Here is a 25,480-nt window from a genome sequence, read left to right as displayed (position 1 = left end):
CCATTGTCCCTGCCGTCATCGGCGGCATTCGAACAAGCAGAATCAAGGAGACACGGGTGAACAAGATGCGAATCGTCGCAGCCGGCCTGCTGCTCGGCGCCTGTCTGCCGGGCGTCGCGGCCGCGCAAACCTGCAAGGTGCCGACCCTTCGGGTGCTCGCGCAGAAGAGCCTCGGCCTGTCGGTGATGGAGAAATCGCTGGCCGACTACGAGAAGAAGAACGGCACCAAGGTCGAGATCAGCTATTTCGGCGAAAACGACCGCCGCGCGAAATCGCGGCTCGACGCGTCGACCGGCGCGGGTTCGTACCAGATCTACTACGTCGACGAGGCGAACGTCGCCGAATTCGCGTCGGCCAACTGGATCGTGCCGCTCCTGAAGTACTACCCGAAGGACTACGACTACGACGACTTCCTGCCCGGCCGCCGCGCGGTCGCGAGCTACAACGGCGTCGCGTACTTCGCGCCGCTGATCGGCGGCGGCGACTTCCTGTTCTACCGCCGCGACCTGCTCGACGCCGCGCACATCCCAGTGCCGAAGACGCTCGACCAGCTCGTCGCCGCGATCAGGAAGCTGAACGCGCCGCCGAAGCTGTACGGCTGGGTCGCGCGCGGCCAGCGCGGCTCGGGAATGAACGTGTGGCGCTGGTCGCCGTTCATGCTCGGGATGGGCGGCGCGTGGACCGACAAGGGCGGCCAGCCCGCGTTCAATTCGCCGGCCGCGGTGAAGGCCACGCAGCTCTACAGCGACCTGTTCAAGTACGCGCCCCCCGGCTCGGCGACCTACGACTGGAGCAACGCGCTCGAAGCGTTCCGCTCGGGCAAGGTCGCGTTCATGATCGAATCGACGCCGTTCGCGGACTGGATGGAAGACGCGAGCAAGTCGAGCGTGGCCGGCAAGGTCGGCTATACGCGGCCGCCCGCGCCGCTGCCGTCGGCCGCGTACGGGCACGGCTTCGCGATCTCGGCGGTCGGCGCGAAGGACGACTGCACGCGGATGGCCGCCGGCCGCTTCATCGCGTGGGCGACCAGCAAGGACCAGGAGCAGGCGCGGCTGCGCAACGGTGTGTTCAGCGACTACAACCGCTCCAGCACGATCGCCAGCCCGTACTTCAAGCAGCACGTCGCGCCGCAGATCCAGGCCGGGCTGAACGACACCAACCCCGTCACGCAGGTGACGATCTGGCGGACGCCGCAGTGGCCGGATATCGGCGACAACCTCGGCATCGCGCTCGAACAGGTGTTCACCGGCACGCAGACGGACATCCGCGGCACGCTCGACGACGCGGACCAGTATGCGAAGGACGCGCTCGAACATGGCGCTCGCAAATGACGGCACGGGCGGACGCACGCTCGGCGTCCGCCCGGCCCCTTCCGCCACGTCGGCCCGGCGCGGCCGCGCGCGCCGCGACCGCACAAGCCTGCCGTGGGTGTTCCTCGCGCCGACGCTCGCGCTGCTTGCGGTCCTGAGCCTCGTCCCGACGATCGCCGCGATCAACCTCGCGCTGCGCAACCGCGTGCTGCGCTACCCGGACAGCGAATACGTCGGCCTGCGAAACTTCGTCCGGCTCGCGTCGGACCGGCGCTTCCTGAACGCGATCGAGGTGTCGGTGCTGTGGGAAGTCGTCACGGTCGCCGGCGCGGTGCTGGTCGGGATCGCGCTCGCGGTGTTCCTGTTCGAGCGCGTGCACGGCCGCTGGCGCCGCTTCGCGTCGCTGGTGCTGATCATGCCGGTGCTGCTGCCGCGCGTGTCGGCCGCGTTCATCTGGAAGTTCATGTACGCGCCGCTCACCGGCATCCTGAGCTGGCTGCTCGGCACGCTCGGCGTCGAGCACACCGCGTTTCTCGCCGATCCGCATCTCGCGCTGTACGCGGTCGCGCTCGTCGATGTGTGGCAGTGGGGGCTGTTCTTCGCGGTCGTGATCCTGAAGCTGCTGGAGACGCTGCCGCCGGAGCCGCTCGAGGCCGCGCGGCTCGACTACGCGACGACCTGGCAGGTGCATGCGTACATCGCGCTGCCGATGCTGAAGGCGCCGCTCGTGAGCCTCGTGTTCATCAAGATGGTCGAGTCGCTGCGCTCGTTCGACCTGATCTACGTGATGACCAAGGGCGGCCCCGGCATCGCGACCGAAACGCTCGATCTCTACGCGTACCAGCAGGGCATCGGCCTCGCCGGCAAGGTGTCGTATGCGTCGGGCATGGCCGTGCTGATGATGGTCGCGACCACGCTGGTCTTCACGCTCATCTGGAAGAGGGTCAACAAATGGGACGACTGATGGCCCGCCGCGGCCCCGCCGCCGTTTCCACCGTCGCGATCGCCGGCGCGATCCTGCTCGTCGCCGCGTTCCCGCTGTTCTGGGCCGTGCTCAATTCGCTCAAGCACCTGCTCGACATCGTCACGCCGACGCCGCGCTTCTTCTTCACGCCGACGCTCGCGAACTACGAACAGGTACTGTCGAGCCCCGAAGTGCTGATCGGGCTCGGCAACAGCATCGCGATCGTCGGCGCGGCCGTGCTGATCGGCGCCGTGCTCGGCGTGCCGGCCGCGTATGCGATCGCGCGCTACCCGGTGCGCGGCAAGCGCGACATCCAGTTCTTCCTGCTGTCGCTGCGGTTCCTGCCGCCCGTCGCGGTCGCATTGCCGCTGATCGCGATCTGGGTCGATCTCGGGCTGTACGACACCAAGCTGTCGATGATCGTCACGTACCTGCTCGTCACGCTGTCGACCATCACGTGGCTGTCGATCCCCGTGTTTCGCCGGCTGCCGCGCGAGATCGAGGAAGCCGCCGCGCTCGACGGCTACGGCCCGTACGCGGTGTTCTGGCACATCGCGCTGCCGGTGTGCGCGAGCACGCTGCTCGGCGGCATCGTGTTCAGCTTCGTGCTGGTGTGGAACGAACTGATGATCGCGCTCGCCCTCACGTCGTCGCGCAGCGCGACGCTGCCGGTGGTCGCGTCCGCGTTCACGTCGCTCGGCCAGGAAGTGCCGTGGGGCGTGATCAACGCGTCGACGGTGCTGCTCGCGCTGCCGCCGCTCGTCTTCGTCGGCATGCTGAGCCGCCTGCTCAATTCGATGGTCAAGGGAAAATAAGGAGAACACGTTGAAAGCGCTCGTACTCGAACGCACGCGCGAGCTCGCGCTGCGCGACATCGACCTGCCGCAAGCGGTCGGCCCCGTCGACGTCCGGATCAAGGTCCATACGGTCGGCGTCTGCGGCAGCGACGTGCATTACTACGTTCACGGCGGGATCGGCCCGTTCCGCGTCGACGCGCCGATGGTGCTCGGCCATGAAGCGTCCGGCACGGTCGTCGAGACCGGCGCCGGCGTCACGCACCTGCGCGTCGGCGACCGCGTGTGCATGGAGCCCGGCGTGCCGCGCCTCGATTCGCCCGCGACGCTGCGCGGGCTCTACAACCTCGATCCCGACGTGCGCTTCTGGGCGACGCCGCCGATCCACGGCTGCCTGACGCCGTTCGTCGTGCATCCGGCCGCGTTCACGTACCGGCTGCCCGACAACGTGTCGTTCGCCGAAGGCGCGATCGTCGAGCCGCTGTCGATCGGCCTGCAGGCCGCGAAGAAGGCGGCGATGAAGCCCGGCGACCTCGCGGTCGTGATCGGCGCCGGCACGATCGGCGCGATGACGGCGCTCGCCGCGCTCGCCGGCGGCGCCGCGCGCGTGATCCTCGCCGACGTCGTGCCGGACAAGCTCGCGCTGTTCGCCGGCAACCCGGCCGTCACGACCGTCGACGTGCGTACGCGGCCGCTGGCCGACGCGGTGGCCGAAGCGTCCGGCGGCTGGGGCGCGGACGTCGTGTTCGAGGCGAGCGGCAGCGCGAATGCGTATGCGGGCCTCGTCGACCTGATGTGCCCGGGCGGCTGCGCGGTGCTGATCGGGATGCCGGTCGCGCCGGTGCCGCTCGACGTGGTCGCGCTGCAGGCGAAGGAGGGCCGCATCGAATCGGTGTTCCGCTACGCGAACATCTTCCCGCGCGCGCTCGCGCTGATCGCGTCCGGCGCGATCGACGTGAAGCCGTTCATCTCGCGCACGTTCCCGTTTTCCGAAGGCGTGCGCGCGTTCGAGGAAGCGGCGAGCGGACACCCGCGCGACGTCAAGATTCAGATCGAAATGGATTGAGCCATGGCCCAGATCACCTGCAAGGCTTTGTCGAAGCACTACGACGGCGGCCCCGCCGTGCTGCATCCGCTCGACCTCGAGATCGCCGACGGCGAATTCATCGTGCTGCTCGGCCCGTCCGGCTGCGGCAAGTCGACGATGCTGCGGATGATCGCGGGCCTCGAGGCGATCACCGGCGGCGAGCTCGTGATCGGCGATGCGGTCGTCAACGACCTGCCGTCGCGCGAGCGCAATGTGGCGATGGTGTTCCAGAACTACGCGCTATACCCGCACATGACGGTGTACGACAACATCGCGTTCGGCCTGCGGCGGCTGAAGGTGCCCGCCGACGAGATCGACCGCCGCGTGCGCGACGTCGCGCGCATCCTGAGCCTCGACGCGCTGCTCGACCGCCGTCCGCGCGCGATGTCGGGCGGCCAGCAGCAGCGCGCGGCGATCGCGCGCGCGATGATCAAGACGCCCGCCGTGTTCCTGTTCGACGAGCCGCTGTCGAACCTCGACGCGAAGCTGCGCACGCAGTTGCGCGGCGACATCAAACGGCTGCACCGGCAACTGAAGACGACCACGCTGTACGTCACGCACGATCAGCTCGAGGCGATGACGCTCGCCGACCGCGTCGTGCTGATGCGCGGCGGCCACATCGAGCAGATCGGCACGCCGGCCGAGCTGTACGGCCAGCCGCACACGGTATTCGCGGCCGGGTTCGTCGGCACGCCGGCAATGAACTTCGCGGACGGCACGATCGCGCGCGTCGGCACGAACGTGCTGCTCGACTGCAACGGCGCGCGCTGGCCGCTCGCGTCCTCGCGCTTCGCACGGCTGCAGGACGGCCAGCAGGTGAAGGCGGCGATCCGCCCGAATCACCTGCAACTCGTCGCCGAAGGCGATCCGACCCCGGGCACGCTCACGCTGACCGGCACGGTCGAACTCGTCGAGCTGCTCGGCGCCGAGGCGCTCGTCACGCTGGACTGGCGCGGCCAGCCGTGCGCGGCCCTCGTGCCGGCCCCGATGGCCCCGGCGCCGGGCGCCGTGGTAGCGTTCCGCTTCGACGAAGAAGCCCTGCATCTGTTCGACGCCGGCACCGAGCGCAACGTCACGCTGCCGGACGCGAACCCGATCGCGCACGCGGCGCCGCCGGCGGCCGCGACGCGCACCACGCCGCCTGCCGCGACGGGCTGGTCGATGTCCCGTTCGTAGCACGCCGGCACGCCCCGACGGAGTACACGATGAACCCGGATCTCGAGATCGTTCCCACCCACCGCGACGAATCGTTTCGCGCGTGGGTCCACGACTATCCGCATTCGGTCGCGAAGTGGCACTTCCATCCCGAGTACGAGATTCATCTGATCCAGGCGTCGCACGGCAAGGTGTTCGTCGGCGACCACATCGGCGATTTCGGCCCCGGCAACCTGATCGTCACCGGGCCGAACCTGCCGCACAACTGGGTCAGCGAGCTGGCCGACGGCGAACGCGTGCCGTCGCGCGACGTCGTGCTGCAGTTCTCGCGCGATGCGATCGAGAAGATGGTCGGCGCGTTCAGCGAGCTGCAGCCGGTGATCGACCTGATCGACGATGCGGCACGCGGCGTGCAGTTTCCCGACCGCGTGGGCATCGAGGTCGCGCCGCTGATGCTCGAACTCGCGAATGCGCACGGCTGCCGCCGCGTCGAGATCCTGATGTCGCTGTTCGACCGGCTGTCCTCGTGCCGCGAGCGGCGCGTGCTCGCTGGTCCCGGCTACCGCAGCGACGCGCAGCACTACATGTCGTCGACCATCAACCAGGTGCTGTCGTACCTGCAGCAGAACCTGCCCGGCATGCTGCGCGAAGCCGACGTCGCCGCGTTCGCCGGCATGAGCGTCAGCACCTTCACGCGGTTTTTCCGGCGTCATACCGGCTCGTCGTTCGTGCGCTACCTGAACCGGCTGCGCATCAACGAAGCGTGCGAGCTGCTGATGTTTTCCGACCTGACGGTGACCGACATCTGCTACCGGGTTGGCTTCAACAACCTGTCGAACTTCAACCGTCAGTTTCTCGCGATGAAGCAGGTGCCGCCGTCGAAGTTCCGCGCGCTGCACCGGCTCAACGAACCGCACGGTCGCGACGACGCGCCGCCCCCGCGACGCGCGCCGCCCCGCGCCCCAGACAGGACGCTTCATACGTGACATATCTCGGCATCGACCTCGGCACGTCCGAGGTCAAGGTTCTGCTCACCGATTCCCGATCGGTGCCCCTCGCGACCGGCTCGGCCGCGCTGTCGATCAGCCGGCCGCATCCGCACTGGTCCGAACAAAGCCCGCAGGCGTGGTGGCACGCGATGCTCGACGCGATCGCGTCGGTGCGCGCCGCGCATCCGGCCGGCTTCGCCGCGCTGCGCGGCATCGCGCTGTCCGGCCAGATGCACGGCGCGACGCTGATCGACCGCGCGGACCAAGTGCTGCGCCCCGCGATCCTGTGGAACGACACGCGCGCCGGCACCGAATGCGTCGAGCTGGAAGCGCTGGTGCCGGAATCGCGCGCGATCACCGGCAACATGGCGATGCCCGGCTTCACCGCGCCGAAGCTGCTGTGGCTCGCGAAATACGAGCCCGCCGTGTTTCGCGCGGTGCACAAGGTGCTGCTGCCGAAGGACTACCTGATCTGGCGCCTGTCCGGCGAATTCGTGTCCGACATGTCCGACGCGGCGGGCACGCTGTGGCTCGACTGCGCGCGCCGCGACTGGTCGGACCGGATGCTCGCCGCAACCGAGCTGTCGCGCGCGCAGATGCCGCGCCTCGTCGAAGGCAACGCGCCCGCCGCGCAGTTGCGCGATGCGTTGCGGCGCGAATGGGGCATCGACGGGCCCGTGACGATCGCCGGCGGCGCCGGCGACAACGCGGCGTCCGCGATCGGCATGGGGGTCACGGGCGCCGGCAGCGGCTTCCTGTCGCTCGGCACGTCGGGCGTGCTGTTCGCCGGCAACGACCGCTTCGCGCCGAACCCGGACGCCGCCGTGCACGCGTTCTGCCACTGCGTCGAAGGACGCTGGCACCAGATGAGCGTGATCCTGTCGGCGGCCGCGAGCCTCGACTGGCTCGCGCGTGCGCACGGCACGACCGCCGGCGCGCTCGCTGCGCGCGCCGAACGCGCCGATCCGGCCCGCGCGCCGCTGTTCCTGCCGTATCTCGGCGGCGAGCGCACGCCGCACAACGACGCGCATGCGCGCGGCGTGTTCTTCGGGCTGTCGAACGAACACGATGCGGACGATCTCGCGTATGCGGTGATGGAAGGTGTCGCGTTCGCGATGGCCGACGGCTACGACGCGCTGCGCGCGGCCGGCACGACGCTCGACGCGGTGTCCTTCATCGGCGGCGGCTCGAAGAGCGCGTTCTGGGCGCGACTGTGCGCGAATGCGACCGGGCTCGCGATGCAGCGCCATGCGGACGGCGCGGTCGGCGCGGCACTCGGCGCTGCGCGGCTCGCGCGGCTGGCGGCGACGAACGACACGCTGGAGGAGGTCTGCGTCGCGCCGCCCGTCACGGAGACGGTCGCGCCCGATGCCGCGTCGGTCGATCTGCTGGCGGGGCGGCTCGCGCGCTACCGGCGGTTGTATCGCGCGCTGCGGGACGAGTTCGCGGCGGCCGACTGAACGCCCGCGCGATCGCGCTTGACCCGGCCCTTGGGATCGCCTTTATGCTGGGCGCAACGAATCGACAGCAAAGAGGTGACGGATGGGTACCGCCACACCCGGCTTGAACGCATCGGCCGCCGCCGCGCGGCTCGGCGTCTCGATCAAGGCGCTGCGGCTGTACGAGCGGCACGGCCTCGTCACGCCGGCGCGCACGCCGGCCGGATACCGCACGTACGGCCCGGACGATCTCGCCCGCGCCGCCGACATCGCGGCACTGCGCAAGCTCGGCCTCACGCTCGCGCAGGTCGCGAGCGTGCTCGACGGCGACGCGCGCGGTCTCGACGCAGCGCTGGCCGCCCACGAAGCGGCGCTCGATCACGGGATTCACGATTTCGTCAGCAAGCTCGACCGCGTGCGCGCGATGCGCGCCGGCCTGGCACGCGGGCGGATGCCGGCGGACGGCGAACTCACGCGGCTGCTCGACCCCGGCAGCGCCGGCGTCGCGTTCAGCCTGCCGTGGCCGTGGGGCGGCGAGTGGTTCGAGTGTCGCGATATCCGGCCGCTGAACTACATCATCGGTTCGCTGGGGAGCGGCAAGACGCGGCTCGCGCTTCGGCTGGCGGAGGCGCTGCCTGGCGCCGTGTTCGTCGGCCTCGATCGGCTGGACGACGATTGTGCGGCGGCATCCGACGCATTGCGCGCCGATCCGGAACTGAAGTCACGTGTGGACCGCACGTCGGCGTTGCTCGTCGGCACGGGCGCGACGCCTTCGGCGGCGCTGACCGCGCTGCTCGTCAGCCTCGAAGCGGAACGCCCGCGCGTGCGGATCGTCGACCTGATCGAGCAGGGCCTCGATCGGGCCACGCAACTGGCGCTGATCGCGCATCTGCGCGACAGCGCGGCCGCCGGCGTGCGGCCGCTGTTCCTGCTGACGCGCTCGACGGCGATCCTCGATCTCGCGGCGGTCGGTCCCGACGAAACCATCCTGTTGTGCCCGGCCAATCACAGCCCGCCTGCGCGCGTGGCGCCTTACCCCGGCGCGCCGGGGTATGAAGCCGTGGCCACGTGCCTGGCGGCGCCTGAGGTCCGCGAGCGGATTGCACGGCGGCCGATGACGGCGTGAGCCGCCGTCAAGGTTCCAGCCGCCCCATCCTGCGCGCCATCGCCGGGCTTACCGCATGCACGGGATCGAAGCCGAAGAATTCGAGCACGTGCCGCGCGACGTCGTCGCGATCGTTGTCCGCGCAGATCATGTGATAGCTGTTCTCCAGCACGATCCCGCACGCATCGGGCATGTTCTCCAGCAGGAAATCGGCCGAGCGCAGGCTCGTCAGCTCGTCCTCGCGCGCATGCAGCACGAGCGTCGGGCACGGCGTGCCGGCCGCGGCGTCGAGCGCCCAGTCGCGCATCCGGTCCACCTGCCGCACGCACGCGAGCGGCACCCACGCATAGTGGAAACTGTCCTGCCGCTCGAACTTCTTCTTCACGATCGCGCGGATCGTCGCGTTCTTGATGCCGAACGGATCGCCTTCCTCCACGCGCATTCGCTCGGCGACACCCGGCACGCGGTACAGCACGTGCCGCAGCGACCGGTACCACGGCGTCGACCAGCCGTCGATGAACATCGGCGTCGCCAGCAGCGCGAGCCGGCCGCGCGCATGCTGCACGCGATGACACAGCAGCAGCGCGACGAGCGCGCCCATGCACATCCCCGCGACGTGCAGCGTGTCGTACTCGCGCGCCAGCGCGCGGTATTGTTCGGTCACCGCATCGAGCCACGCCTCCGCGCGCACGCCGACCAGATCCTCCGGGCGCGTGCCGTGCCCCGGCAGCGTGATCATGTGCGTATCGCCGCCCGCGCGCCGCATCGCCTTGTGCAGCGAACCGAGATCGTATTGCGTGCCGCCGAGCCCGTGGATCAGCAGCACGCCCGTGCGGCCCGTCATGACGCGTACCCGCTCATTCGTCCGCCGGCCACACGCGCTCGAGCTGCCACACGCCCGCCACCACCGTCACGTCGACGTTCGAATCCAGCAGCGGCGCGCCGTGGTCGGTGATCGTCCGCGTGCCGCCGTCGCGCAGCACGATGCGCAGCGACAGCGACGCGCGGTCCTCGCCCGCGATCTCCGCATTCCAGTAGTCGCGCAGCGCGTCGCGATCGCCCGGCTGCACGCGTTCGAGCACGAGCGGCACGGTCGCGATCTGCGCGGCGTCGACGCCGACGCCGAACACGCGCTCGACGTCGCCGCTCCACTCGATGCGGCCCGACTCGGGATCGAGCACGTACGCGATCTGGCCAGCGCTCGCGAGCGCGAGCTCCATGTTGTTTTGCAGGACGGCCGCATGCTCGTGCACGCGCTCGCGCGTCGTCTTCAGCGTGCTGACCGTCAGCACCAGCAGCGACGCGACCGCCAGATAGAGCTGCGCTTCGAGCAGCGCGCTGCCGTAATGCGCGTGAAGCGACGCGAACGGGCCGTCGCCTTGTGCGGTCTGCTCGATCACGATCAGCGCGAGCACCAGCACCGACGACGAACCCGCCCGGCCGCCGAGCAGCAGCGTCACCGCGACCGTCAGGAACAACGGGACATACGTGAGCGCGAAGCCGGCGCCCGTGCCGAATTTCCGCGACGTATCGCCGTCGAAGATCACGAGCGCGACGGCCGCGAGCAGCACGAACGCGACGATGCCGAGCACCAGGTCGAAGCGCTCGTGGTCGCCCGAACGGTGCGCGCGAAAGCGCGACCACGACGCGAGCACCGGCGTGACCAGCAGCACGCCGACGAAATCGGATGCGGCCCACACCGACCACACATCGAAGAACGGCGCGCCCTTGAGCGTCGTGTACCACGCCGCGCCGCCGATCGCGCCGACGACGCCCGCGATCATCCCGGCGAGGATCACCGAGCGCAGGAAATACAGCCCTTCGAGCGAAAAGCGCACGCGCTGCACGAGCCAGACCGCGAGCGCGGCCGCGCCGACCTCGTCGACCGTGAACAGCACCGCGTTGACGAGGCTGCCGTGCTCGATGGCGGTCAGCGCGAGCTGCCCGACCAGGAACGCGCCGGCCAGCGTCAGCCAGTCGCGCATCGGCCGCAGCATGAATGCGCCGACCGTCACGCCGGCCGGCAGCCAGATGTAGCCCGTCAGCCGGACGGGGCCGTTGAATTCGTGCGAGATGTAGCCGGTCGCGAGATACAGCGCCGCCCAGAGCAGCGCGGCGACGAGCCCCGGCCGCGATCGTTTGGTGTCCATCGAGAATCCCTGTGTATTGCGCCGTGCGTGCGAGCGATGTGCGAATGATAGGCGGGCGGGTTGAACGGCGGAATACCGGACGGCGGCAGCACGTTCGGGGCACCGGCGCGCGCCCGCAAGCTGGCGAGTGTGACCGGCAAGGTATCGGAAAAGTTCGCCGCTTGCCGGGCGCTATCGGGACACGTCTGCAAGCCGTCTTGTCCGGATGGCCAAAATCGCGCGCGGCCGGTCATTCGGCCCTGCGATGAAAGGCAGTCGAAAGCATTCGTTTCGGGTATCGTCCAGCTCACCCATCTGCATTCCATACGACCGCAAATGAAAACAGTCCCGACCCGGCCGATATCGGCCTCTTCGACGCGATGAGCCGGTTTCGCGTCACGTACGACGGGCCCGCGCTCGAATCGCCCGAGATGGACGTGCGCGAACTCGCGCCCGCGCTGCTCGCCTTGCGATTTGCTCGACGCGTCGACGCGCGCCCTATGCGGCGCTCAGGTCCGGCCGCAGGTCAACGTGCGCGGCAGCTTCAAGACCGGCAGCTTCGGCATCGACTTCACGCTCGCGACCTCGCTGCTCGGCCGCATGCGCGACATGCTGAGCGGCAACGAAGGCACGGCGCTCGCCAATGCGGTCACGATCCTGACCGCGCTCGGCATCGCCGCACCCAAGGCGAGGAAGGGGCTTTTTGCCGTCCTCAAATGGCTGCGCGGGCGCGAGATCACGCACGTGCGGATGCAGGACCGCACCGCGGTGCTGGACGTCGACGGCGACACACTCGAAATCGACCTGCCCGTTCTCACGCTGCTACGCGACGTCCGCGTTCGCCAAGCCACCGCGCAAGTGCTGGCGCCGCTCGCGCGCGAAGGCATCGAGATTTTTGCGGTCGGCACCGATACCGAGGTGTACGAGATGGTCGCCCGCAACGAGATGGCATGGTTTCATGCGCCGGAGCCAACCGATGCACTCCTGCTCGATGAGCATCGCAAGATGGCGTTCTCGATCGTGTCGCTCGCGTTCAAGGACGACAACAAGTGGCGGCTGCGCGACGGCACGGCGACGATTCACGCGACGATCACGGATGCCGGCTTCCTGTCGCGCGTGAACAACAGCCAGATCAGTTTTAGCAAGGGAGATCTGCTCTTGTGCAATGTCCGTGTGCAGCAGTGGCAAACTTCGGACGGGGCAAAAACCGAATACGAGGTCACGGATGTCCTCGAACATCGCCCGGCCGGCCTGCAGATTCCGTTGCCGGGCCTGTGATCCACGTCGCGGCCTCGCGCCCGACGCAACGTCTCACCACTCATGAAACCCGCGATCCATCTGCGTGCCGCGTCCCGGGAAGACCTCCCGTTCCTGTTGACGCTCCGTCGACTCACGATGACCGAGCACCTGCAGCGCGTCGGCGCGCCGACCGACGATGAAGCGCACGACCGGCGCATCCGCGCGAACTTCGACGATGCGATGATCGTCTGCGAAGGCGTCGACGCGATCGGCCTGCTGAAGGTGACGCGCGCCGCCGGCGAATGGCACATTCACCAGATCCAGATCCTCCCCGCGCGGCAGGGGCACGGAATCGGCGAAGCCGTGCTGCACGCATTGCTGACCGACGCGGCACGCGCGCACGTGCCCGTGTCGCTCAGCGTGCTGCACGGCAACCCTGCGCGGCGGCTCTACGAACGGCTCGGCTTTCGCGTCGCGTCGGACACCGACACGAGCGCGAACATGATCTGGCACGCGTGACGGCCGGCGCTCGGCGCCGCCGCATGGCCATTACTGCGTGATCTTCGCGTCCTTCAGCAGATTGCCGATCATCTGCGCACTCGCCTTCTCGGCCGCGATCGCCTGCAGTTGCTGCTGAAGCGTCGGCTTCGCGGTCTCGAAGCCCGGCACCTGGGTCGGCCGCTTCGCATCCAGCTTCACGATCGCCCGCACGCCATCGACCGGAATCGAATCCTTCGTCACCGCGCCGACCGACAGCTTCTCGAGTGCCTGCGCGACGGGCAGCGGCAATCCGGCCGTCCTGCCTTCCACCGCCGGCGTGTTGAAGCTCACCCACGGCAGCTCGCCGCCGGTATCGCGGCTCGGCGCCACGCTGTACTGGCGCGCGAGCCCGTCGAACGACTTGCCCGCTTTCAGCTCGCTCAGCACGGTCGCCGCCGCGACCGGATCCTTGACGACGATCAAACGCGGCTTGAATTCGTTCTTGCCGAGCGCGGCGACGAGTTCGTCATAGCGCGCCTTGACCTGCTCGTCGGTCACCGGCTCCGGCTTCACGTGGTCGCGCAGGTACAGCTGCACCTCGGCCGTCACCTTCGCCTGCTGCATCGCCGCCTTGACCTCGGGCTTGTCCGCGTAGTTCGCCTTTTCGGCCGCCTGCTGAACCAGCACGCGCGTGATCAGCTGATTCTTGATCGCCTGGCGGATCTGCGGCGAATCGGGCTGACCGGACGCGCGCAGCAGCGTATCGACGTCGGTCTGCGTGATCGGCGTGCCGTTGACGGTCGCGACGGTCGCCGCCGTCTGGGCGTGGACAGGGCCGCTCAGTGCGCCGGCCAGCGCAACGATCGTCAACAGGCGGTTCGGTGTCATTTTCATTTTCATCGGGGTTGTCACTTCGAGCATAAGAAACGCGGCAGCGGCAGCCGCGCCCGTTCATCGGGCACGCCCGCGCAGCGTCCGCGGGTGCCGCTGTCATTGTGCACGGAACCGCGTTTGCGCGTCGGGAGGTTGGGGCGGTTGGCCACCGCGGTGCGGCACGCAGTGTGCCCACCGTCCATTGCATGCGCGTTGCGCAACCATCCCGAGAGAATGCGTCGATGGTCTTCACGACTTTCCGTCCGCAGCCGCGGCCCGAAGCGACCGCACCAGCACGTTCAGCCCGTCAGGGCGTCCACCGGTACACGGTGATGCTGTTCCCCTTCACGTTGTTCTTCATCACCACGTACTCGCCGTTCGACCGGCGGTACGCGCGGATGCTGTACATCGCATCGATCGCGCTGCTGGTGTCGACCGTCGCGGGGCTCGTGTTGACGAGCGTCGTGTCGAGCTTGCCGGTGGTGAGGTTGAACGCGTCGACGTTCGGCCACAGCGGCCCGCTGCTGCTGAACCAGTAGCCGACGAACAGGTGGTTGCCCGCCGCGTCGATCGATTTCGCGCCGCTGTGCGGCAGCGTGATCACCGGGTCCGGCTTCGTCGTATTGCCTGCGCGCCAGCCGTGATACACCTCGATGCGCGTGCCGATCGACGTCCAGTCGTTGCTGCCGAGCGCGCCCTGCGCGAGCACCATCGTGTCGCTGTCCGCGAGATACACGATGCGCGTGAGCGGCTGGATGCTGGCCGGAATGCGGGTCGTGACGCCCGGCCCCCACGACGGCTTGCCATCCGCGTCGAAGCCGGTCAGCGGGTAATGCGTGATCGCGCCGGTCTTGTCGAGGCCGGCCCACACGCCACCCTGGCTGTCGAGGCTGAAGCCGCCCGTCACGCGTTGCGTCGTGTTGAACGCCGGGCCCGGAATCGAGCCGTCCGGAATCGCGATGTAGCCGTTCGCCGCGTTGAAGTGATAGAAGTAGAAAATCGGCGGATTCTGGCCGGCCGCGACGAGGATCCGGTTCGCGCCGACCGACGTGATCAGCCCGAAGTGCTCGTCGCGCTGCGTGTCGCTCATGTTGATGCGCGGATCCGACGGGTACGTGAACGGATCGACGGTATTCGCGACGAACTTGCCGCCCGCGCTGCCGCTGTAGATATGCGTGCCGCCGTAGAACAGCGCACCGTCCGTGACCGGATCCGGCGCGGCGATGCCTTCGAAGTTCAGCGACTGCAGCGTCCAGCGCAGGTTGCCGTTGCTGCCGTACGCATGAATGTCGGTCGCGCCGTTGCGCCCGAGATCCCAGCTACCGCCCCACGGATTGTTGAGCACATAGAGGTTGCCGCCGGTGTCCTTGCCGATCCCGACGATGCGCGTGAAGCGTTGCGGGCCGACCTGCCCCTTGATGCCCGTCGTCGTGTCGAGATAGCCGCCGCGCACGCCGAACGTGCCGGCCAGCGCAGGCTGGCCCGATATCGAATAACGCTTGATGTTCTGGTCGGGGCCTTCGTCGCCCACCAGCAGTTGCCCGGCCGCCGCATCGACATGCAGCGCCGACGGATGCGAGCCGGCCGGCATCCGGATCGTATTCAGCAGCGCGCCGGTCGGACTGAAGCCGACGATCGAGCCGGCGCTTTTCTGCGCGACCCACACGTTGCCCGCGCCGTCCACCGCGAGCGCGCCCGGCGCCGACACGCCGATGTCCCGCTGCCACACGCCGTCGGTCGTGAACACGCGCACGCGATTGCCGTAGAAGTCGCTCGCATAGAGCAGCGAGCCGGCCGTCGCGAGCCCGGTGACGACATCGATGCGCGGCTGGTTGGTCGCCGCGCTGATCTGGATGACACGATCGCGAACCTTCGTCGCGCGGCTGTAACGCCCCACCGCGCCGCTGCCGTACGTCTTGCCGGGCTGCAGCGCGACGAACAGCGACGTTGCATTGCCGGTGATCGCGCTGCCCTGGAATTCCGAATGCGCGCCGATCGAGCCGATGCTCTTGCCGTTCTGGTAGATCGCGACGCCGCCCTCATCCTCGTCCCACATCGACGCCGTGTAGATCACGCCTTCGGGCGCGACCCACATCGCGCGCGCGACGTTGCCGACGTGCGCGGCGAGCGTGCCGTACGTATTCGCGAGCCAATCGGTGGTGTTGGCTGCATGAGCAGCGGGTGCACATGCGGCGATCGCCGCGGCAACGAGCGCGGCCTGGATGCGTTTTCTGGCGACCATGACGGATGCTCTCCTGAACAGGGTAGTCATTCACATGAGGGATCGGCCGGCCAGATGGCTTGAAGCCCGCGAGATGTAAATTCTTCCCCGAATCATCCGGCGCAGTCGGTATGACATACGGCATGCATTCGATCATGCGCAGGGCGAGAATAACGTCATATAAATCGAAAAAAATTGCGAATCTCCCCTTGCTTGCGGCGAGCGCCGCCGCCCGTCAGTGAATGGTCACTTACGCGCCGGACGGGAATGGGGAAAATCAGGCGAGCGCCTGTCGGAATATCGCCGCCGATTCGACGTCGATCGATTGAAACGGCGAATGCCATTTCGGCAACATCGGGACAAGCCGCCGCCCCAAAACACATCGCCGGCCCGAATCCGTATCGAATCCGGGCCGGCGAATGTCATTTGCCGCGGGTTGGGCAACGCGGCGTTGCGCCGCCGCGTTGCCACGCGTCATGCCGACGTTTCCCGCACCTTCACCTCGGCTACGCGCGCACCGTCCGAATCGTCGTCGTCGCGCGGCGCGTCGAGCTGCCCTTCCCACTTCGCGACCACGGCCGCCGCGATCGAGTTGCCGACGGCGTTGGTGGCCGAACGCCCCATGTCGAGGAACATGTCGACGCCCATGATCAGCAGCAAACCGGCTTCGGGCATGTTGAACTGGTTGAGCGTCGCCGCGATCACGACCAGCGACGCGCGCGGCACGCCCGCCATCCCCTTCGACGTCACCATCAGCATCAGCAACATCGTGATCTGCGTGCCGAGCGGCAGATGGATGCCGTACACCTGCGCGATGAACAGCACCGCGAACGTGCAGTACATCATCGAGCCGTCGAGGTTGAACGAATAGCCGATCGGCAGCACGAAGCTCGAGATCTTGCGGTTCACGCCGAAGCGGTCGAGCGCGTCCAGCAGCTTCGGATACGCGGCCTCGGAGCTGGCCGTCGCGAACGACAGCAGAAACGGCTCGCGAATCAGCCGGATCAGCGTGAACGCGCGCTTGCCGAGGAACGTCACGCCGGCCAGCGTCAGCACGGCCCACAGCAGCGCGAGCGCCAGGTAGAAGCTGGCCATGAACTTCGCGAACGTGAGCAGGATGCCGAGCCCTTCGGTCGTGATCGTCGACGCGAGCGCCGCGAACACCGCGACCGGCGCGAACCACATCACCGCCCCCGTCACCTTCAGCATCACCTGCGCGAGATCCTCGATCACCCCGGTCAGGCGCTTGCCTGCGTCGCCGAGCGCGGACAGCGCGGTGCCGAAGAAGATCGAGAACACGACGATCTGCAGGATTTCGTTGTTCGCCATCGCCTCGGCGATCGACTTCGGCACCAGGTGCACCACGAAATCCTTCAGCGTGAACGCGCCCGTCTTCAGGTTGAGCGCCGCATCGGACGGCGGCAGCGGCAGGCTCAGGTGGCTGCCCGGCTGCAGGAGCGTTGCGGTCAGCAGGCCGAGCAGCAGCGACGTGAACGACGCGATGAAGAACCAGCCGAACGCCTTGACGCCCACGCGGCCCACCGCGCTGCCGTCGCCCATCTGCGCGATGCCGACGGTCAGCGTCGCGAACACCAGCGGCGCGATGATCATCTTGATCAGGCGCAGGAACACATCGGACAGCAACGACACGTACCCGGCGACCTCCTTCGCCATCTTCGGGTCGGGAAACGCGCTATGGCAGGCGTAACCCACGGCGATGCCAAGAATCATCGCGACAACGATGTACCTGGTAATGTTGTGCTTCTTTTTCATTAGTGATCCAAATTACAAAGCGTATGTTGCTAACGGCTGGCCCATCATTCGCGTCCGGCTGCGAATCGAAACCTGTGTCTCCAAGCGGGCGACCCTGTCCGCTTCGGGCGGTCGCCCGGGCGGACAAGGGGGGGCATTCTAACGCAAACGGCGAGCCGGCTTTCAAATCTGAAAGCGCCGCGGGTTGATTTGCGTCCTGATGTCGTCGGGAAAGGGCAGGTGTCGCGGTCCGGCTCGCTTCCGGCACGGCCGGATGCCGGGGAATTTCAGCGGATCGGATAGCGCGCGGCTTGCCGGAAGGCCGCGGCGAACGTGTCGACGTGATGCGCGCCGGTGGCGTCGGGCGTCAGGCAACCAGCACGTAGGTGCGGAAGAAATCGCCGAGCGCGGCGGCCGTCTGTTTCATGTCGACGGACGTGCCGAGGCTGCGGTCGAGCCACAGGCCGTTGAACAGCGCGAAGACGATGTTTGTCGCACCGGCAGGATCCAGCGATGGCCGGACCCAGCCTTCGGCCTGGCCGCGCGCCAGCAGCGCCGCAAGATCCGCGCGCATCTTCCGGTCGAGCCCGACGATATCGGGGCGGCGTTCGGCATCGCGCGCCAGTTCGAGCCAGCTGTCGACACCGAGGCCGTCATCGCCTTGCGCCATCATCCCGGCCAGCTCGTCGGCCGTGATGCCGGCCAGCCCAAGCAGGCCGTCCCTGCTGAGGATGCGGTTGAAGTCCTGCGTATAACGCTCGACCTCGACCGCGATGATCGCGTCGATCATCTCGCGCTTGTCGGCGAAATACCGGAACACCGCGCCCGCGCTCATGTCGGCCGCCGCACAGATATCTTCCGTGCGCGCGCCGTGGAACCCCTTGGCCTTGAAGACCCGGGCGGCCGCGGTCAGGATCTGCTCGCGGCGCTGCTGATGAAGGTTTTCGTTCCGTGTACGCGCCATGCTTCCCGAAATAACCGGACTAAATCGTCGCATTATAGGGAAGGCATCGACCCGAATCAAATCCGGCGCCATCGTTGCAATCGAAATCGCGATCGCGGGAGATCGTCACGAACCGGGCGACACGATCCAGCGATCACGACAGATTCTCACAAAGATGCGCAGACCTCGACACTACGACACGTAAACGATCTGTAATATTTGGAAATGATTCGCATTGGCGCCGTACGCCGACGTCGATGCGCAATCCCGGGCCGGAAACGCGGCACCGCGTTCGCGCCATGGCTTCCATCAGGTCGAGTCCGGCAGTTCATTAGCATTCCTCTGAAATGACGGATCGATAAAAAAGCGGCATCGTGATGAACATTCTGTACACCAACTTCCACGGCGATTACGGCGGCGGCCAGGACACCTACGTCCGCGATCTCGCCGTCGCGATGAGCCGCCATCACCGCGTGACCGTGGCGTCGCCGGAAGGCAGCCGCCTGTCGCGACTGTTGAAGGACAGTCCCGACGTGGCGATCTTCGACATGGAGTTCAAGCCGCGCTGGAACCGGCTGTGCCGGGAGATTCTCCGGCTGCGCCGGCGGATCGCCGCCGAGCGCTTCGACGTGATCCATGTGAACGGGGCCGCCGATCACAGGCAGGTGATGCTGGCGCTGCTCGGCTGCCGGTATCGGCCCGCGATCGTGCTGACCAAGCACAACACCTATCGCGCCGACAGCCTCGGCAACGTGCTGCGTGCGCGGCTGGCCACCGACCACACGATCGCGGTCAGCGACTACGTCGCCAGCATGCTCGCGCTGCGCTCGCCGTACGGCAACGTCACGGTGGTCAAGCACGGCGTGCGCCGGCCGGCCGCCGAACGACTGGCCGGCGACGAGATCCGCCGCCGCAAGATCGCACTGTTCGGCGCGTCCGGCGCGGAGGCGATCGTGCTCGGCAGCAGCGCCGGCACCACGCCCGAAAAAGGCTGGATGGACCTGATCGCGGCGCTGGGCCGCCTGCCGGAAGCCGAGCGCGAGCGGTTTCGCGTGCTGCTGATCGGCGCGGAGCCGTCCGGCGAGCAGCGCGAACAGCTCGCGCGGCACGGCATGGCGTCGCGCACCGCGTTCACCGGACGGCTCGACGACGTGTGGGCGCCGTTCTCGATCATCGACGTATCGTTCGTGCTGTCGTACCACGAGAGCCTGTCGTATGCGTGCCGCGAAGCGATGTCGCTCGGCTGCCCGGCGATCGTGACGCGCGTGGGCGGGCTGCCCGAGAACGTCGAGCCGGGCGTGGACGGCTGGGTCGTCCCGCCGCGCGAGCCCGCGGCGATCGAAGCGATCCTGCGCGCGATCGTGCAGGAACCCGGCTGCGTCCGCGCGATGGGGCGCAGCGCGCGGCTGAAAGGCAAGCGCGAATTTTCGTTCGACGCGTTCGTCGACGCGACCTTGTCCGTCTATCAGAAGTCGATTCGACACAACCCGTACCGCTGGGTGACTTCCTTGAGATCCACGAAATGGCATTGAATATCTGGAAGAAGTACTGGGACCTGCGCACGCAGGAATGTCCGTGTGACGTGCACTTCGTCGAATGGCTGGAATCCGTGCACCTCAAGGGCATCCGCATCTATCACTTCGGCACCGGCGGCCACCACCATGTCGGCATCGAATGCGCGCGGCCGCACCTGAACAACACCGTCTTCGGCGTGACGGCATCGCCGAAGGAATACAAGTCGTACGTCGATCTCGTCACGCGGCAGCCCGAGGTGAGCAAGACCTACCTCGCGTATTTCGGCGACATCTATACGAGCCATTCGCGCCTGCTGCCGACGTTCGACGTCGTCACGCTGTTCCATCTGTGCGAATTCCGCGACGAAGCGAACAGCCGCTACGGCGCGAAGACCGACGAAGAGGTGCTCGACCTGTTCGCGCGCCATACCGCGCCCAACGGCCATCTGTTGTTCTACACGGGATCGTCGGCGTATCGAAAGGCTGAACCGATCATCGCGCGGTGGGCCGCCAATGCCGATTTCGTCGAGGTCGGCGACTTCAAGACCCTGCGGATTTTCCGCAAGGCCGCGTAATCCCGCTTTCCTGCGACCCGCCGATGCTTGCGCGCACCCCACGCTATCCGATCCTGATGTATCACCAGATCCGCCTGCTGCCGCCGCCGACCGACCGGCTGCGCAGCCTGAGCGTCGCGCCCGACGCGTTCCGCCGCCAGATGACGCTGTTCCGGCAGCTCGGCTACCGCGGCCTGAGCGTGCGCGAACTGCAGCCGTACCTGCGCGGGGAGCGGCAGGGCAAGGTCTTCGGTATTTCGTTCGACGACGGCTTTCTCAACGTGCTGACGCATGCGATGCCCGTGCTGGATGCGCTCGGATTCACCGCGACCTGCTACTTCGTCGCCGGCCGGTTCGGCGGCGCGAACGACTGGGACGCGGGCGCGCCGACCAAGCGCTCACCGTTGATGACCTGCGAGGACATGCTCGCGTGGCGCGATCACGGCCATGAAATCGGCTCGCATACGCTCGATCACGTCGCGCTGTCATATGTGCCGGCGCCTGTTTCGGACTTTCAGCTTACCGAATCGAAGCGGCAACTCGAAATGCTGAGCGGGCAATGTGTCGAATCGTTCTGCTATCCGTACGGCAATCTCGACGCGCGCGTGCGCGATCAAGTCATCGCTGCCGGTTACGGCAACGCAACGACGACCCGGCGCGGATGCGCCGGCGCGGCCGACGATCCGTTTCTGTTGCCGCGGATTCCGGTCGCGGGCGGAGTCGGGGCTGCGAGGCTGTGGTTCAAGTGCTGGAAGGGGCGGATAGCGGGGCGCCGATAAGTATCCAGGCAGTTCGTCCGGATGAACCGGTACCACGCCGAGCCGATACCCGTCTCCTTCGATGTCACAGTCATCGTCTGCACCTTGTGTAGGCCATATTCATCGTTCTGGTCAGCAATCCTTCATGCTCCGACCGCACTCGAAGCATGTCGCGAGCAAGGGACCAGGAAGCGTCCGCGGTCGGCCCATGCGCCGCCGAATCTCGGCGGCAATCATCACGTCGCACGCAGCGTGGCGACTGCAACGTGCGTGCGCCGTGTCCCGGGCAATGCGATTCAGAAGCGGTATCCGACCGACAGGAACGTCACGATCGGATTGACCCGGAATTTGCTGGTGCTCGTGACCGTGCCGACGGAGGACCGGGTGGTGAGCGTGGCGCGTGTCGATACCCACGAATACGCGACCGACGCGTTGATCGACCAGTGCGAATCGATGTTGTACGTCAGGCCGCCGTTGACGACGGGCGCGAAGGAATGACTGAGCGACACGGATGTCGGTCCCTCGAGCGCGGTCCCGACGGTCGGCGAGAAATAGATCTGGCCGGTGGAAACGGGATTGCTGAGCTTGATGTTGCTGAACCACGTGTAGGTGACGCCGGCGCCCAGATACGGCCTGAACCGTGCATTCGGCTGGCCGAAGTAGTAGTTGAAGATGATCGCCGGACTCCAGGCCCGCGCGGTCCCCAGCTCGCCGAAACCGCTGAGCGTGCCTGCGCCGTTCAAGTGCCAGGTCGGCGGAAAGCCCATGACCGTCGTCGCCGCGATATGGTCGGTCAGGAAGTACGTTGCGGTCAGTCCGAACGTATCGCCGCTTGCGATGTCCCCGCCGCTGCCGGTCATCACTTGCGACTGGCCGAGTGCATTGAGGGTCAGCGGATCCGCCGCCCCCTGCGGGGCAAAGTGGGACCAACCGGCACTGACCACCCACTGACCGGCTGATTGCGCATGCGCGCCAGAAATGGCCGCGACCAATACGACGGCTCCTGCACTGATTCGTTTCATGATTGTCTCCAGATTTTGGTGTTGGTGTTCAAGAATCGTGAAACCTGTCTTCATCGCCGTGCGCCACGCATGACTTGCGGGCTGTTCCCGCGCGTGTGACGCGCGACGCCAAAAACGTCGGGTGCTGCTTCGTCAAGCGAAATTCCCGCTCCATAGATTCGGATTCCGAATCTATTTGCTCAATTCAATGCCGAACGTTCCGGGAATCGACAATCAGTGATGTTCGGGTTCCACGGAAGTCGAAAAGGCGAACGGGAAGCGGCCCATCACCGTATTGGCCTTCGCTGTCTGCGCGTGATCGCTCAGCGCCACATGCAGGGTGAGCCCGCGCGACGGGTCGTCCACCATGCTCACCCGCGCACCCTCGACGCCGGCATCCTTCAGCGCGGAGACCAGCGCGTCGAACGTCTCCCATCGTTTGAGTTCGGGCTTGAAGATCTTGCCGACCGCCGTGAGCGGCATCGTATCGACGATATGGATCCGCTTCGGTATCGCGGCGCGCTCGCCGATCATGCCGCGTATGAACGTGTCGAGCTCCGTCTCGGTTGCCGTTGCGCCGGCTTTCAACTGCACGTACGCGACCGGCAGCTCGCCAGCATGCACGTCGGGACGTCCGATTGCCGCAGCGATCTGCACGGCCGGGTGGCGGTGCAGCGGTTCTTCGATCGTCGCCGGATCGATGTTGTGCCCGCCCCGGATGATGAGCTCCTTGCGGCGGCCCGTGAGCCAGAAGTAGCCCTGGGCATCGCGTCGCGCGAGGTCCCCGGTGTTGAGCCACTGCCGGCCGTCACCGAGATCGAGCCACAGGCTCTTGTTCTGATCTTCCTGAAGATAGCCCGCGAACACGTTCGGCCCGGAAATCGTCAGCACACCGACTTCGTTCTCGACGCAATCGCGCACGTAGCGGCCTGCGTCGTCGAGTATCACCGCCTTCATCATCTGGCCGGGGATGCGCAAGCCGATCGAACCGAGACGCCGTTCGCCGCCTGGCGGATTGACGCTGCTGACGCAGGCGCCCTCGGTGAGCCCGTAGCCTTCGAGGATCCGGACCCCGGTGCGATCCTGGAACGTGCGGAATACTTCCACGGGCATCGGCGCGGCACCGCACAGTCCATATTCCAGCGAGTCAATGTTCCGGCCGTCGACGGGCACGTCGAGCAACGCCGAATACAAGGTCGGCACCGCGCTGAAGAAATTGATCCTGTGGTGCTCGACGATTTCCCAGAATCGTTTGACGACGCCGTCGCCGCGATAGCCCTGTGGCGTACCCAGCACCACATGTGCGCCGCGCGAGAACGGCACCAGGCCGGTTGCCAGCACGGCATTGACATGGAACAGCGGCAGTCCGCAGAACACGGTCTTCCCCGGGCCCATCCCGGCGCCGACGACCTGCCCGACGCTCCAGGCATTGGCCACCTCGTTGCCGTGCCGGCGAATCGCGATTTTCGGCAATCCCGTGGTGCCGCCCGTACAGAAGTAGGACGATATGTCGTCGGCTTCGAAACGCCGTGGGATCAGCAGCGAATCGCCGGATTCACGCGACATCGCACTGTCGAAATCGTGGATCGCGACATGGCGCGGAACGGCGCCGCGCACGCCCGCGCGCCCGTGCAACCGTTTGCATTCGCGACGCTGCATCGCGCGTGCGGCAATGCGGCGCCACCCCTGCACGCGCTCGGCCAGATCGATCAGGACGAGGCTTTGCAGCGACGGCACCTCGCTCAGGACGGGCTGGATCTTCGACCAGATATCCGTTCCCGGAAAAGGCGCCAGCGTCACCAGCACCTTTGCGTTTGCGGCCTTGAGCAGCGATGCGATCGCCGGCCCCTCCAGCAACGGATTGATCGCGCACACGATCCCGGCCGCTTCGCCTCCCCAGATGACGAAATGCGTTTCCGGCAAATTCGGCAGCACGGAGGCGACCACCGCGTGGCGATCGATACCGAGGCGCGAAAACATGTTCGCGGCGCGGGTGATATCCCGCAGAAGCGCCGCATAGGTCCAGCGCAATGGCTTGCGATGATCGTCGGCGCGCAGGAAAAACGACAAGGCCGGCGCGCTCGGGTCGATTGCCGCACCACGGCCGATCATCTCGTAAGTGCTGGCCGGGAGGTCGGCGGGCGGCCCCTGGTTTTCGATCCGAAGCACGTCCGCTTCGGTTGCGATGGCGTTCATGCGAGCTCGTCCACGATTCGGTTGCGTTGCACACCGAGGTCGATCGCCCCGTCCCTGCTCCGGATCCGCGACTCGACCAGATCCCCGGCCTTCAGGTACTGCGGGCGCGCGGCCTGAACCTTCGTGAAAATCCGCCACTTCATCTGCTCCGGCAGCAACGCGGCAATTCGTTGCTTCGCCGGCGACGGAATGCTGAGCGCGCACCCGGAAGGCGTGCCGGTTGCAAGCAAGTCACCGGCGTTCAGATCCTGAACACCCGAAAGTTCCGTGAGCGTTTCGGCCGGACCGTACACGAGATTCCCCGTCGAATCGCTCTGCCGCACGTCCCCGTTCACGGTCAGTGTCAGCGTCAGCGCGTGCAGCCGTGCGATATCGCTGGCCTCCAGCAGGCACAGATACGGCCCGACCGGCCCGAACGTCCGATAGCTTTTTCCCTTGTAAAACTGCATTTGGGGAATCTGGATATCGCGTGCGGAATAGTCGTTGACGATCACGAGGCCCGCGACGTACTCGTGCAGGTTCTTGTCCGTGATGGCTTGCCGGGACGTGATATCGCGGCGAAGCACGAGCCCCAGTTCGATCTCGTAGTCCAGAAACCGCACATGTTGCGGCCGGATGACGTCGGAATCGGCGGCGACGATGCAGCTCGTCGCCTTCGTGAAGATCATGTTGAATGACTTCGCATCCGGATTCATGCCGGACTCGATCATGTGCTGGCGATAGTTGGCGCCCTGGCAAACGAACCGTTGATTGCGCGTGACCGGCGACAGCCATTCGACGTCCGATTCGGGAATCGTTTCTCCGTCGAGCGCGGCGAGGTCATCGATCCGATGTGCGCGCACGAATTCGCCGGTCGTCGGGTAGTCGCCCGGTATCGGCGTGATCCGGTGATGCCTCACCACGCCCCATTGGGCGCGCCCCTGATGCCGGTAGTGCAAGACGTGCAATGCCATGAAGATGCCTCGAACAGGTCTGAG

At 67.0% G+C, this 25,480-nt stretch carries 23 protein-coding genes; 13 read left to right on the top strand and 10 right to left on the bottom strand.

All coding sequences use genetic code 11. The annotated features are described in order from the left end of the window. Positions 1-65 precede the first annotated feature (65 nt). The 8 genes from DTA15_RS05675 to DTA15_RS05640 all read left to right on the top strand — a co-directional run bounded on the left by DTA15_RS05675 (position 66) and on the right by DTA15_RS05640 (position 8,864). Entirely contained in the window at positions 66-1,331 is a 1,266-nt protein-coding gene (locus tag DTA15_RS05675; protein ID WP_012493008.1) for an ABC transporter substrate-binding protein, read from the top strand. Further along, complete coding sequence (locus tag DTA15_RS05670; RefSeq protein WP_006482286.1) at positions 1,315-2,274, top strand: carbohydrate ABC transporter permease; 960 nt, start codon at positions 1,315-1,317, stop codon at positions 2,272-2,274. The genes DTA15_RS05675 and DTA15_RS05670 overlap by 17 nt, the downstream gene beginning before the upstream one ends. Beyond that, a complete protein-coding gene (locus DTA15_RS05665; RefSeq protein ID WP_006482351.1) occupies positions 2,262-3,089 on the top strand; it encodes a carbohydrate ABC transporter permease in 828 nt (275 codons plus the stop codon). The genes DTA15_RS05670 and DTA15_RS05665 overlap by 13 nt, the downstream gene beginning before the upstream one ends. A gap of 10 nt (positions 3,090-3,099) precedes the next feature. Then, entirely contained in the window at positions 3,100-4,134 is a 1,035-nt protein-coding gene (locus DTA15_RS05660) for an NAD(P)-dependent alcohol dehydrogenase (RefSeq protein ID WP_006482342.1), read from the top strand. A gap of 3 nt (positions 4,135-4,137) precedes the next feature. Then, positions 4,138-5,331 carry an ABC transporter ATP-binding protein gene (locus tag DTA15_RS05655; protein ID WP_006482347.1) on the top strand — a complete coding sequence of 398 codons (1,194 nt, stop codon included), beginning with the start codon at positions 4,138-4,140 and terminating at the stop codon, positions 5,329-5,331. Positions 5,332-5,360: 29 nt separating this feature from the next. Then, complete coding sequence (locus DTA15_RS05650) at positions 5,361-6,296, top strand: AraC family transcriptional regulator (RefSeq protein ID WP_006482319.1); 936 nt, start codon at positions 5,361-5,363, stop codon at positions 6,294-6,296. Next, a complete protein-coding gene (gene xylB, locus DTA15_RS05645; protein ID WP_006482345.1) occupies positions 6,293-7,759 on the top strand; it encodes a xylulokinase in 1,467 nt (488 codons plus the stop codon). Before DTA15_RS05650 ends, xylB begins: the two co-directional genes overlap by 4 nt. Before the next feature lie 82 nt (positions 7,760-7,841). Continuing rightward, positions 7,842-8,864 carry a MerR family transcriptional regulator gene (locus tag DTA15_RS05640; protein ID WP_006482325.1) on the top strand — a complete coding sequence of 341 codons (1,023 nt, stop codon included), beginning with the start codon at positions 7,842-7,844 and terminating at the stop codon, positions 8,862-8,864. A 7-nt stretch (positions 8,865-8,871) separates the two neighbouring features. On the opposite strand, the gene DTA15_RS05635 is transcribed toward DTA15_RS05640, so the two are convergent. Continuing rightward, the gene (locus DTA15_RS05635) at positions 8,872-9,687 is read right to left on the bottom strand and encodes an alpha/beta hydrolase (RefSeq protein WP_006482341.1); all 816 of its coding nucleotides are present in this window, start codon (positions 9,685-9,687) and stop codon (positions 8,872-8,874) included. A 13-nt stretch (positions 9,688-9,700) separates the two neighbouring features. Continuing rightward, positions 9,701-10,993 (bottom strand): MASE1 domain-containing protein, encoded by a 1,293-nt coding sequence (locus tag DTA15_RS05630; RefSeq protein ID WP_006482331.1) that lies wholly within the window; start codon positions 10,991-10,993, stop codon positions 9,701-9,703. Positions 10,994-11,503: 510 nt separating this feature from the next. On the opposite strand from DTA15_RS05630, the gene DTA15_RS05625 reads away from it, so the two are divergent. Together DTA15_RS05625 and DTA15_RS05620 are read left to right on the top strand one after the other, a co-directional pair. Then, on the top strand, positions 11,504-12,250 hold the full coding sequence (locus tag DTA15_RS05625) for an LAPAL motif-containing putative phage structural protein (RefSeq protein ID WP_253192327.1): 747 nt from the start codon (positions 11,504-11,506) through the stop codon (positions 12,248-12,250). Positions 12,251-12,292: 42 nt separating this feature from the next. Then, positions 12,293-12,730 (top strand): GNAT family N-acetyltransferase, encoded by a 438-nt coding sequence (locus DTA15_RS05620; protein WP_006482330.1) that lies wholly within the window; start codon positions 12,293-12,295, stop codon positions 12,728-12,730. 30 nt (positions 12,731-12,760) lie between these two features. Here DTA15_RS05620 and DTA15_RS05615 read toward each other — a convergent pair whose 3' ends face one another. The 5 genes from DTA15_RS05615 to DTA15_RS05600 all read right to left on the bottom strand — a co-directional run bounded on the left by DTA15_RS05615 (position 12,761) and on the right by DTA15_RS05600 (position 18,573). Further along, positions 12,761-13,591: a peptidylprolyl isomerase gene (locus DTA15_RS05615; protein WP_006482277.1), complete on the bottom strand. Its 831-nt coding sequence runs from the start codon at positions 13,589-13,591 to the stop codon at positions 12,761-12,763. Between the two features lie 280 nt (positions 13,592-13,871). Then, positions 13,872-15,806, bottom strand: a complete 1,935-nt coding sequence (locus DTA15_RS05610) for an SMP-30/gluconolactonase/LRE family protein (protein WP_006482280.1) — start codon at positions 15,804-15,806, stop codon at positions 13,872-13,874. A gap of 256 nt (positions 15,807-16,062) precedes the next feature. Further along, positions 16,063-16,263 carry a hypothetical protein gene (locus DTA15_RS38210; RefSeq protein WP_021033601.1) on the bottom strand — a complete coding sequence of 67 codons (201 nt, stop codon included), beginning with the start codon at positions 16,261-16,263 and terminating at the stop codon, positions 16,063-16,065. Beyond that, positions 16,260-17,558: a dicarboxylate/amino acid:cation symporter gene (locus DTA15_RS05605; protein ID WP_006482297.1), complete on the bottom strand. Its 1,299-nt coding sequence runs from the start codon at positions 17,556-17,558 to the stop codon at positions 16,260-16,262. Before DTA15_RS05605 ends, DTA15_RS38210 begins: the two co-directional genes overlap by 4 nt. A gap of 346 nt (positions 17,559-17,904) precedes the next feature. Beyond that, positions 17,905-18,573 (bottom strand): TetR/AcrR family transcriptional regulator, encoded by a 669-nt coding sequence (locus DTA15_RS05600; RefSeq protein WP_227743172.1) that lies wholly within the window; start codon positions 18,571-18,573, stop codon positions 17,905-17,907. 284 nt (positions 18,574-18,857) lie between these two features. Between DTA15_RS05600 and DTA15_RS05595 the strand changes: the two genes are divergently transcribed. From DTA15_RS05595 to DTA15_RS05585, 3 genes are read left to right on the top strand one after another with little or no spacing between them, the layout of a single operon-like run. Next, on the top strand, positions 18,858-20,012 hold the full coding sequence (locus tag DTA15_RS05595) for a glycosyltransferase (protein WP_006482301.1): 1,155 nt from the start codon (positions 18,858-18,860) through the stop codon (positions 20,010-20,012). Continuing rightward, positions 20,009-20,569: a hypothetical protein gene (locus DTA15_RS05590; protein WP_006482314.1), complete on the top strand. Its 561-nt coding sequence runs from the start codon at positions 20,009-20,011 to the stop codon at positions 20,567-20,569. The genes DTA15_RS05595 and DTA15_RS05590 overlap by 4 nt, the downstream gene beginning before the upstream one ends. A gap of 23 nt (positions 20,570-20,592) precedes the next feature. Further along, the gene (locus tag DTA15_RS05585) at positions 20,593-21,327 is read left to right on the top strand and encodes a polysaccharide deacetylase family protein (RefSeq protein WP_006482311.1); all 735 of its coding nucleotides are present in this window, start codon (positions 20,593-20,595) and stop codon (positions 21,325-21,327) included. 275 nt (positions 21,328-21,602) lie between these two features. On the opposite strand, the gene DTA15_RS05580 is transcribed toward DTA15_RS05585, so the two are convergent. The 3 genes from DTA15_RS05580 to DTA15_RS05570 all read right to left on the bottom strand — a co-directional run bounded on the left by DTA15_RS05580 (position 21,603) and on the right by DTA15_RS05570 (position 25,456). Continuing rightward, positions 21,603-22,328, bottom strand: coding sequence for an OmpW/AlkL family protein (locus DTA15_RS05580; protein WP_006494094.1), 726 nt, complete (start codon positions 22,326-22,328; stop codon positions 21,603-21,605). Between the two features lie 213 nt (positions 22,329-22,541). Beyond that, the gene (locus DTA15_RS05575) at positions 22,542-24,503 is read right to left on the bottom strand and encodes an acyl-CoA synthetase (protein WP_006482354.1); all 1,962 of its coding nucleotides are present in this window, start codon (positions 24,501-24,503) and stop codon (positions 22,542-22,544) included. After that, entirely contained in the window at positions 24,500-25,456 is a 957-nt protein-coding gene (locus tag DTA15_RS05570; protein ID WP_006482290.1) for a fumarylacetoacetate hydrolase family protein, read from the bottom strand. The genes DTA15_RS05575 and DTA15_RS05570 overlap by 4 nt, the downstream gene beginning before the upstream one ends. Positions 25,457-25,480 lie beyond the last annotated feature (24 nt).

The organism is Burkholderia cenocepacia, assembly GCF_900446215.1.
GTDB lineage: Bacteria > Pseudomonadota > Gammaproteobacteria > Burkholderiales > Burkholderiaceae > Burkholderia > Burkholderia cenocepacia.
This window is presented reverse-complemented; position numbering and strand designations above follow the sequence as displayed.